Origin of the sequence: Nocardia sp. NPDC058497 (assembly GCF_042720195.1) — a bacterium.
Classification (GTDB): domain Bacteria; phylum Actinomycetota; class Actinomycetes; order Mycobacteriales; family Mycobacteriaceae; genus Nocardia.
Genome location: NZ_JBHXMY010000164.1, coordinates 1 through 10684, shown reverse-complemented (window position 1 = coordinate 10684; position 10684 = coordinate 1). Strand labels below are relative to the sequence as shown.

5 protein-coding genes and 1 pseudogene are annotated in these 10684 nt (G+C 71.3%); 1 reads left to right on the top strand and 5 read right to left on the bottom strand.

What is annotated here, in order from left to right:
- Window positions 1-107: 107 nt before the first annotated feature.
- Window positions 108-1376 (bottom strand): MFS transporter, encoded by a 1269-nt coding sequence (locus tag ACFWPJ_RS13820; protein WP_378850839.1) that lies wholly within the window; start codon window positions 1374-1376, stop codon window positions 108-110.
- Window positions 1377-1408: 32 nt separating this feature from the next.
- Between ACFWPJ_RS13820 and ACFWPJ_RS13815 the strand changes: the two genes are divergently transcribed.
- Window positions 1409-1744, top strand: a complete 336-nt coding sequence (locus tag ACFWPJ_RS13815) for an ArsR/SmtB family transcription factor (protein ID WP_378850831.1) — start codon at window positions 1409-1411, stop codon at window positions 1742-1744.
- A 6-nt stretch (window positions 1745-1750) separates the two neighbouring features.
- Here the strand turns inward: ACFWPJ_RS13815 and ACFWPJ_RS13810 are convergent, their stop codons facing one another.
- The 4 genes and pseudogenes from ACFWPJ_RS13810 to ACFWPJ_RS13795 all read right to left on the bottom strand — a co-directional run.
- The gene (locus ACFWPJ_RS13810; protein ID WP_378850828.1) at window positions 1751-3250 is read right to left on the bottom strand and encodes a tetratricopeptide repeat protein; all 1500 of its coding nucleotides are present in this window, start codon (window positions 3248-3250) and stop codon (window positions 1751-1753) included.
- Between the two features lie 63 nt (window positions 3251-3313).
- Window positions 3314-4645, bottom strand: coding sequence for a M16 family metallopeptidase (locus ACFWPJ_RS13805; RefSeq protein WP_378850836.1), 1332 nt, complete (start codon window positions 4643-4645; stop codon window positions 3314-3316).
- A gap of 134 nt (window positions 4646-4779) precedes the next feature.
- Window positions 4780-9081, bottom strand: a complete 4302-nt coding sequence (locus tag ACFWPJ_RS13800; protein WP_378850834.1) for an amino acid adenylation domain-containing protein — start codon at window positions 9079-9081, stop codon at window positions 4780-4782.
- Window positions 9082-9108: 27 nt separating this feature from the next.
- A pseudogene (locus ACFWPJ_RS13795) lies at window positions 9109-10557 on the bottom strand (amino acid adenylation domain-containing protein); the annotation flags it as partial.
- Between the last annotated feature and the right edge of the window lie 127 nt (window positions 10558-10684).

Below are 10684 nucleotides of genomic sequence, written 5' to 3'. Positions count from 1 at the left end.
AGCCGCAAACCCCGTTTATTTCCGGAGTGGTGGGTTGGTTTTTGTTTAACCGCCCCCCCGCCACGCCGCCGGCGGGGCGGCCGCCCGCGGACCGGCCGGTGTTGTCGTTATCGCGCTGTCGCCGAGGACCGGCTGCCGCGCAGTCCTAGCAACGCGGCCAGCACGCAGGCCACCGAGACGATCACGATGAACCAGGGAAACACCGTCGCCAGGCCCCAGGTGGTCGCCGCCCAGCCCGCCGCCAGCGTCGGCAACGCCATCGCGGAATAGGCGAGCAGGTAGTAGGCCGACATGGTCTCCCCGCGCCGGTGCGGCGGCACGACCTCCGACAGATGACGCAGCGAACCGCCGAAACCGAGCCCGAAGGTGGCGCCGAGCACGAGCCCAGCGATCAGCACCGCGACCGGTTGCCTGGTCGCCAGCGCGGGCACCGTGGCCAGCAGCGCGGCCGCCATCCCCAGGTCGCCGATGATCGCGGCCCGCCGCGCCGGAATCCGGGTGGCGACGAGCTGGACCATGGCGGCGGCGAACGCGGTGCCTGCCACCACGACCCCGCCGAACAGCAGATTGTGCACCCCGGTCTCGGCCGCGGCCAGCGACGGATACAGCGACAGCAGCACACCCAGCACCGACCAGGCCGCCATCACACCGATCGCGGAGAACCAGAAATCTGCCCTGATCTCCTGCGGCACAGCCGGTTTCGCAATGGTGATGCGCCCCTTCACCCGGGCGGTGTGCGGTTCACGCAGCGCGAGCATCCCCGCGGCGACGGCCAGACAGACCACCGCGATCACCACATACGGCGTGCGCAACGGCGAGGGCGCGTACTGCGCCAGCGCGGCGGTGCCCAGCACGGCGACCGCCATGCCGACATTGAACGCCACCCCGCTGAGCTGTCCGGAGCGCGCACCGCGTTCGGGCCGCAGATCCAGCAGGGCCGCGGCACCCGCCACGACGGTGGCGCCGACCGCCGCGCCGTGCAGCGCCCTGGCCAGCAGCAGCATCGCCACCGAATCGGCGAGCAGGAACGCGACCAGCCCGAGGATCATGGTGGCGAACGCGCCGACGATCACCGGCTTGCGCCCCACCACATCCGACACCCGGCCCGAGACCAGCACCGCGCCGAGGGCGGCCACCGCGTACACGGCGAACACCATGGTCGTGGTGAGTGGCGAGAGATGCCACTGGGTCTTGTAGATGCCGTAGAGCGGGGCGGGCGCCCCCGAGACGCCGAGCGCCACCCCGGTCGCGGCGAGCACCAGCCCGTACGCCCAGCGCTGCCCGGGCTCGGGCGGTGCCATCGTTGTCGCTGCCATGGCGGCCCCCATCAGGTGAGTTTGATAACCATCGAACGGCCCCGACACTACGCCGAGTATGATGGCTATCAAACCCCGGAGTGAGGTAGATCATGACTCAGGCTAATGGCCACTCCGCGGCGCCGACCCTCCCGGTCGCGGCGCTGCCCGCTGTCCTGGGCGCGCTGCACGATCCGGTGCGGCTGGAGATGGTGCGCCGCCTCAGCAATGCCGCCGAGCCGCTGCGCTGCGCGGCCCTCTACGACGCGATCAACAAATCCACGGCGACCCACCACTTCAAGATCCTGCGCGAGGCTGGCCTGATCGAGCGCCTGACCATCGACGGTCAGACCTACCAGCGCCTGCGCACCGCCGAAGTGGACGCCGCCGTCCCCGGCCTGCTCCCCTCGATCGTCGAAGCCGCCAACCGCGCCCATCACGAGGAGTGAGGCGGCTCAGCGGTCTGAGGTCGGCGGCGCGACGGTAGTACTCGAGCGCTTCGGTGGTGTCGGCGACAGCCGGCTCGGAATCGTCGGGAGCGGTCGACGCGAGGTCGGCGGCGCGGGCACGTCCACCAACTCACGCCCGCGCACCTGGCCCTCGACGATCTCGCCGCCACCCCACCACACGGCGGCACCGGCCGCGAGCAGCAGCCCGAGTACGCACGTCACGATCGCGGGCACGCGCCGATAGCTCTCCCGCTCCCGCCACATCGCGATCACCCCTTCGAGCACGACGGTGGCCAGCACGATGCCGAGCACCGCGAGCAGGACACCGAGCAGCACCGGCTGACGAGCCCATCCCCGCCCGAGTACGGCAATGACGAGCAGCGGCACTCCGAGCAGCGCGGATCCGATGAGCATCCCGAACGCGAAGTCGAAGGCGTCGCCGGGATAGGGGTCGTCGCGACCGCGCCGCTGCCACGCGGTGAACAGCAGCAGATGTCCGAACGCCGCGCCGAACGCGCCGAGCACCACACACCACCCGCCCAGCCGGACGAGTTCGATGTACTGCGACCGCATCGCGATGGCGCCGAGGTCGGCGATCAGCCCGGCCCCGCCCACCGACAGCAGCGCGACCAGCGGCCGTGGCCGCATCACCCTGGCCCGCAGGTAGCCGACGGGAAGTTGCTTGCGCAGCTTGCGGAACACCCCGTACCAGGCCAGCGGCAACGCGACGAACAGCACCGGTGACAGCACGCGCAGCCCGCCCGCGGGGATCCACATCGCCGCGAAGGCGAGGCAGGCCGCGAACGCCCACACCCACGCGGCCAATCGCATCAGCGCCCGCCAGTGCACTTCGGCGAGCAGCCGGCGAGCCTTGGTGTCGGTCGGGGTCCGGGCGAGCAGTCCGCGCAGGATCGAGACGGCCGCGGCTCGGCCGCCGTCGACGCCACCGAATTCCAGTCTGGCCTGCCTATGCAGCAGGTCGGTGTGGGTCGGGTCGAGAGCGAGGCCCGCCGTCACGTGCCGCCGGACCGCGTCGAGGTCGGTCAGATGCTGGTAGATCTCGGCCGCTGAGCAGTGGACATCGGCGTCGTCGGGCATGAGGGCGACCGCTTCGGCCAGCGCAGCCCGCGCCCGCGTCTCGTCGGGTTCGGGCCCGTAGGCGAGCAGCCACGCCATCAGCAGCAATGTCGGCGCGTCGTGCGGACTCAGCCGCACCGCGGTCTCGAGATGCCGCATGGCCTGGTCCACATCGCCGAGTTGGACGGCCGCCATGCCGACCACCAGATGGGCGTCGGGGCTGTCGGGGTCGGCGTGGATCGCCTGTCCCGCCCAGCGCAGCGCCTCGGCGGGATCGTCGAGATCCAGCGCGATATTCCCCAGTGCTACCAGCACTTCCGGATCGTCGGGCGCCATCGCCAGCGCCGTCCCGAGAATCCGCCGGGCTTCCTCGACCTTTCCGATCTCCTTGGCCACCCGTGCCCGTTCGATCGCCGCCTGCACCGGCACGACCTCTCCCTCCCCTGTGCGGTCATCCGCGTGCAGAGTACCGACCCGCCGGGGTCGAAAGGATCAGTGCTCCACCAGTTTGCGCACCGAGGCGGGCAGGTCGCGGGTGCGCCGGTACGGGCCTGCCACGGCCGCACCGTAGGGCCGGGCGAGCAGGGTGCGTGCGATCGCGCTGACTTCCTCGGTGGTGACGGCGTCGATGCGGGCGAGGGTCGCCGAGACGCTGCGGTGGTTGCCGTAGCTGAGTTCGCTGCGCCCGATGCGGTTCATCCGGGAGGCGGAGTCCTCGAGCCCGAGGACCAGTCCGCCGCGCAACGAGCCTTTGGCGCGGGCGCATTCGGCGTCGGTGACGCCGTTGGTCGCCACGTCGACGAGCACGTCGCGCGCCAATGTCGCGACCTGGGCGAGGTTTTCGGGCTGGCAGCCGAGGTAGACGGAGAACGCGCCGGTGTCGGCGAAGGTGTCCACGCTCGAGTACACCGAGTACGCCAGGCCGCGTTCTTCCCGGATGCGCTGGAACAGCCGGGAACTCAGGCCGCCGCCGACGATGGTGTTGAGCACCGACAGCGGCCAGCGCTGCTGTCCTTCGTGCCTGCCGAACGCGCGCACACCGAAGACCAGGTGGGTCTGTTCGCTGTCGCGGTTGATCCGGACCAGGCTGGGCGCGGCGTGCGCGCGGAACTTGCCCTCGCGGCGCGACGCCGGTTCGATCGCGGAGTCCAGGTGCGCGGCGAAGGCGCGGTGCACGAGTTCGACGGTGTGGTCGTGGTCGACGTTGCCCGCCACGGCGACGACCATCCGGTCGGGCCGGTAGCGGCGCTGGTGGAAGCCGCGCAGCTGCGCGGCCTGCATGCCTTCGATGGATTCGACGGTGCCGATCACGGGCCGCCCGATCGGGTGGTCGCCGAACAGGGCGGTGAGGAAGGAGTCGGCGACCAGGTCCTCGGGGTCGTCGTCGCGCATGGCGATCTCCTCGAGCACCACCTGGCGTTCCACGTCGACGTCGACGGCCCGGCACAGCCCGTTGAGCACCACGTCGGCGACGAGTTCGACCGCCAGCGGCAGGTCCTCGTCGATGACGTGGGCGTAGTAGCAGGTCTGTTCCTTGGCGGTGAACGCGTTGAGTTCGCCGCCGACGGCGTCCATCGTCTGGGCGATGTCGAGCGCCGAGCGGGTCGGTGTCGCCTTGAACAGCAGGTGTTCGAGGAAGTGCGCCGCGCCCGCGACGGTGGGGCCTTCGTCGCGCGATCCCACGCCGACCCACACGCCGATGGAGGCCGAGCGCACGCCGGGGACGTGTTCGGTCACCACGCGCAGCCCGCCGGGGAGCACGGTGCGCCGCACACCACCGTCGGTGGAGACGTCGTCAGCGGTTTCGATACTCGACTCGGTCAACTGTGGCTTCGTCACCCGATCCCACCGGACGGCTGTACTGACATGGGGTTCTCAACCTCTCGAAACGGGTGCTGGCGACGTGCGCGGATGCCTGGGACGAGCAGGCAGCAGGCTCGACGGCCGGCTCCGCGATTCTATGCGCCCGGCACCCCCGCCCGCGCATCGGGCCTCGCGGCGTCGATGCGGCCGTGCGCCGGTTCGTTCGCGTCGAGCACGGCGGCGATCCGGGCCAGCGCGGCCTCGCCCGCCATCGCCCAGTGCGTCGCGTCGATGCCGTAGCGGTGCACGTCGCCGCCGATCGACGTCGCCCAGCTCGCCGCGCCGCGCGCGCCGGTGGGGTCGTCGACGGTGGCCGCGAAGTAGACAAGATCGCCGTCGAACCGGTCGGGCCGGTAGTCGTCGACCATGCTCATCGAGGCGGTGGCGGCGTCGATGATGCGGGCGATGCGGGTCCGGTCGAGCGCGGCCAGCGGGCCGCCGATCTGCGCCGCGGCGGCGGCGAGTCCGTCGGCGTCGAAGACCGCGTCGAGGACGTCACCGGCCAGGCCGCCGAGCAGATCGCCGACGGTCGGCATCGGGGTCTGCTCCGGTCCGTCGCCGAGCCAGCTGTCCATCATCGCCAGCTGTGCCACGTCCGCGCCCTCGGCCTGCAACCGGGTGGCGACGGCGTGCGCGAGCAGCCCGCCCAGCGACCAGCCGAGCAGGTGGTAGGGCCCCTCGGGCTGTACCTCGCGAATGGCCGTGACATACCGCCGCGCCCAGTCGTCGATCGTGGCGGGCAGCGGTTCGTCCGCGGTGAGGGCGGGCGACTGCAGACCGTAGATCGGACGCTGCGGGTCGAGGTGGCGGGTGAGGCCGGCGAACGACCAGGACACGCCGCCCACGGGATGGATGCAGAACAGCGGCGCGCCGGTGCCGCTCGCGCGCAGCGGCAGCAGTACCGCGAACGCGTCGTCGGCCGAATCGTCCTGGGCGCGCAGCCGTTTCACCACCACGGCGGGTGTCGGGTCGGTGAAGAACCACGCGACCGGCACCGCGACACCCAGTGCCGCGCCGAGCCGCGAGGACAACTGGACCGCGGTCAGCGAGTTGCCGCCGAGGTCGAAGAAGTTGTCGTCCATGCCGATCCGGTCCAGCCCGAGCACCCGGGCGAATTCGCCGGCGACAACCCGCTCGGTCTCGGTGACCGGACCGCGATAGGCGGCCTGGCGCAGTTCCGGACGCGGCAGGGCGGCGCGGTCGAGCTTGCCGGAGGTGTTGACCGGGAACTCGTCGAGGACGAGCACCACGGCAGGTACCAGGTACGCGGGCAGTTCCGCGACCAGCGCGGCGCGCACCACGGCCGGATCACCGTGCGCTCCAGCCGAATCCGCGACGATGTACCCGACGAGCCGATCCGCGCCCGCATCCGACACCACCGCGGCCGCGGCCTGGGCGACACCAGGATGCCGCAGCAGCGCGGCTTCCACCTCACCGAGTTCGACGCGCTGACCGTTCAGTTTGACCTGCAGGTCACCGCGCCCGATGTAATCGAGTGCGGCGGAGCCGTTCTCGCCCGCACGCAGACGGACGAGGTCTCCGGTCCGGTACATCCGGGCGCCAGGACCGGCGAACGGATCGGGCACGAATCGCTCGGCGGTGAGCTCGGGCGCGCCGACATAGCCGTGCGCGAGTTGCGCACCGCCGACGTACAGTTCGCCGGTCACCCCCGGCGGCACCGGCCGCAGGCGCGCGTCGAGCACGTAGAGCCCGGTGTTCCACACGGGCGCACCGATCGGCACCGACACCGTGTCGGCATCGCACACCACATGGGTGCTCACCTGCACCGCAGTCTCGGTCGGCCCGTACAGATTGATCATCTGGGCGCCGGTCAGCTCCCGAGCCCGCTGTGCCAGCGCGGCAGGCAGCGCCTCGCCACCGGCGAACACACGCCGCAAACCGGTCGGCTCAGCCACGAGCTGCTCCGTCTGCCGCTCGGCCAGGGCAACCGTGGACTCAGCCACGTAGGCAGCGAGCAGTGTAGGCGCGAACTGCACTGTGTCGATGCCGTGTTCGGCGATCAGTGCCGCCAGGTAGGCGGGGTCACCGTGGCCACCGGGGCGGGCGAGGACGGTGCGGGCGCCGACGCGCGGCGGCAGCAGCAGTTCCCAGATCGATGCGTCGAAGCTGATCGGGGTCTTGTGCAGCACCGTCTCGCCCACGGCGAACCCGAATTCGGTTGCCATCCAGTCGAGCTGGTTGACGATGGCGCGATGCGGCACGCCGACGCCCTTGGGCAGACCGGTCGATCCGGAGGTGAAGATCACGTACGCGGTGTGCTCGGGCAGCAGCGGCTGCGCCCGTTCGGCATCGGAGAGCGGCCCGGCCGGATACCCCGTGAGGTCGACCGTATCGGCCACGACCACGTCGACCCCGTCGAGCGGGGTGCCGATGACCGGCAGGTCCGCGCGGTCGCCGGACGTGGTGACCACGCACACCGGCTGCGCGATCCGCAGGATGCGGCTGATCCGCTCGGCCGGGTGATCCGGGTCGATCGGCACGTAGATGCCACCGGCTGCCAGCACGGCGTGCACCGCGACCAGCAACTCCGGCGAGCGGCGAGCGGCGACGGCCACCGCCGTGTCCGGCCCGACGCCCTGGTCGACGAGGTGCCGGGCGAGCCGGTTCACCCGCGCCGCGAACTCGGCGTAGGTAAGCGAGGTGTCACCGTCAGTGAGCGCGATTGCCGACGGTGTCGCGGCAGCCTGCCGGTCGAACGCGACGGGCAGCACCTCCGCGGATACTGGATGCGCAGTATCACACCAGGTTTCGAGAAGACGGCGGTCATCGCCGGTCAACAGGTCGACATCGCCGATCGCACCGGCCGGATCCGCGGTGACGGCATCGAGCACCCGCACATACCCGTCGGCGATCCGAGCAGCGGTGGCGGCATCGAACAGGTCGGTGGCGTAGGTGAGGCTCACCGTGCAGCCGCCGTCGGCCGTGTCGGCGAGCACCAGGTCCAGGTCGAACTTGGCGACGGCGGTGTCGGTGTCGAGCCCGGTCACGGTGAGATCGGGCAGGCTGACCTCGGCCGGCGCCGCGTCCAGGTTCTGGAAGGCGAGCATCACCTGGAACAGCGGGCTGTGCGATGTCGAGCGGACCGGATCGAGCACGTCGACGAGCCGTTCGAACGGCACGTCCGCGTTCTCGAACGCATCGAGGTCGACGCGCCGGGCCTGGCGCAGCAGGTCGGTGAAGGACGCGCCAGGGTCGACGGCGGTGCGCAGCACCAGGGTGTTGACGAACATGCCGACCAGGTCGTCCAGCGCCGCCTCACCCCGACCCGCGACGGGGGTGCCGATGGCGATATCCCCGCCGCCGCTGAGCCGGGCCAGCAGCGCGGCCAGCGCCGCGTGGACGACCATGAACGTACTGGCATCCGCACGCCGGGCCAGCTGCCCCACGCGCTGCCAGATCTCCTGCGGCACGACGGTTTCCACACTCGCGCCGCGCTGCGAGGCGACCGCGGGCCGCGGCCGGTCGGCGGGCAGCTCGAGCAGACCGGGCAACCCGGCCAGCTCGTCGCGCCAGAACCGCACCTGCCGGGCGGCGGCCGACTCGGCGTCATCCTCGCTGCCCAGCACCGCGCGCTGCCACAGCGTGTAGTCGGCGTACTGGACTTCCAATGGCGCCCACCCGGGTTCGACTCCGGCACGCCGGGCCAGGTAAGCGGCGGTCGTGTCGCGCAGCAACGGGCCCGCGGAGAATCCGTCGGCGCTGATGTGGTGGATCACCACGACCAGCACCACCTCGTCGGGCGCCGAACGCAGCACCCGCACCCGCACGGGCGGTGCGACGGTGACGTCGAAGCCGCGGCCGATCTCGGCGGCCACCATGGCGGGCACCGCGATCGGGTCGACGGTCTCGACGACCGGGGTCGGCACGAACTGCCACACCGCCTGATGGCCGATGCCGTCGATCGCCGGATACGCGGTGCGCAGCACCTCGTGCCGGTCGAGCACATCGGTGACGGCGGCGGCCAGCGCCGCGGCGTCCACATCGCCGCGCAGACGCACCGCGATCGGGATGTTGTAGGCCGCCGAGGCCGGATCGAGGCGGTTGAGCAGCCACATCCGCTGCTGCGCCGCCGACAGCGGAACCCGTTGCGGCCGTTGACCTGCCGTCAAGGCGATTCCGGCGCCGCTGCCCATCTGCGCGGCGAGCGCGGCCGCCAGGTCGACAACGGTGGTCGCCTCGAACAGGGTGCGCACCAGCACCCGGGTCGACAGGGCCGCGCCGAGGCGGGCCGCCACGCGGGTCGCGATGAGCGAGTTGCCGCCGAGTTCGAAGAAGCCGTCGTCGAGACCGACCTGTTCGCGCCCGAGCACCTCACCGAAGACCTCGGCGACCGCCCGCTGAGCCGGGGTGACCGGGGCGCGGAACGGCCGTGCCACGAATTCCGGTGCGGGCAGCGCCTTGCGGTCGAGCTTGCCGGAGGTGTTGAGCGGGAACGCGTCGAGCACGACGATCACCGACGGCACCATGTACGACGGCAGCACCGCGCCCACGGCCGAACGCAGCTGCGCCGCATCGAGTTCGGCGCCCGGCACCGGCACCGCGTACCCGACGAGCCGGTCACCGGCCGGACTCGCCGACACCACCGCCGCGGCCTGACTGACCATCGGCAGCCCGCTCAGCGCGGTCTCGATCTCACCGAGTTCGATGCGCTGGCCGCGGAACTTCACCTGGAAGTCGCTGCGCGCCACATAGATCAGGACGCCGTCGCGGGTCCAGCGCACGAGGTCGCCGGTGCGATACATGCGCTCGCCCGCCGCGCCGAACGGATCAGCTACGAACCGATCGGCCGACAGATCGGGACGGCCGAGGTAACCGCGGGCCAGCTGCTCGCCCGCCAGATACAGCTCACCGGCGACACCCGGCGCCACCGGCCGCAGCCGCTCGTCGAGCACAGAGACCCTGGTGTTCCACTCGGGCACACCGATCGGCACGGTCTGCCCGGTCGCACCGTCGGCGGGCCAGGCGGTAACCGACACGGCAGCTTCGGTGGGCCCGTACAGGTTGTGCACGGCCGCGGTCGATTTCGCCTGCAGGGCAGTCACTGTGTCGGGAGTGAGCGCCTCACCGATCGCGAAGACGGTACGCAGACTCGTCAGGTGCTCCGCCTCGGCGTGCGCGGCGAACATCGCCAGCATGGACGGCACGAAGTCGGCGATGGTGATCCGCTGCGCGGCAACGAGTTCGGCCAGGTACAGCGGGTCGCGGTGCCCGTCGGGAGTGGCGAGCACCAGCGTCGCACCTGCGGCCAGCGGTGCGAAGAAGCCCCAGACCGACAGGTCGAAGCCGGCGGCGGACTTCTGCAGATACGCATCGCCTTCGCCGATCCGGTACTGCTCGATCAGCCACGCGATCTGATTCCGGACACCCGCATGGCTCATCGCCACGCCCTTGGGCCTGCCGGTCGAGCCGGAGGTGAACAAGACATAGGCGAGGTTCGAATCTCGCAGGTGCGCGCGGAGTTCGGTGTCGGCCACCGGGCGGTCCGAGTACGCGGCCGTATCGATGGTGTCGAGCACGACGGTCCTGGGCGCCTGCTCGCCCAGCACGCCCCCTGCGACGATCGGCATATCGAAGTCGTCCCTGGCGGTCGTGAGAACCAGGTGCGGCCGGGCGGTGTCGAGCACCTGGGCGATGCGGTCGGCCGGATGATCCGGGTCGACGGGGACGTACGCGCCGCCCGCGGTGAGTACGGCGTACATGGCGACGACGAGGTCGACGGATCGCCGGATGGCGAGCGCTACCAGCACATCGGGGCCGACGCCGTCGTCGATCAGGTACCGGGCGAGGCGGTTGATCTGGGCGTCGAGCTCGGCGTAGGTCAGCTCGGTGCCCTCGTACACGAGCGCCGTCGCCTCGGGGTGGGGGCGCCCCCCCGCCCCGGGCCGGGGGGGGAGGGGTTGGGGGGGGGGGCGGTGGTGTGGTGTGGGGGGGGGGACCGCGGGGTTTTAGAAAAAAAAACACCCCCCCCCCACCAAATAA

Bases quoted from the DNA above. Each gene is read 5' to 3' on its own strand.
- ACFWPJ_RS13815 (WP_378850831.1), top strand. From the start codon at position 1,409: ATGACTCAGGCTAATGGCCACTCCGCGGCGCCGACCCTCCCGGTCGCG.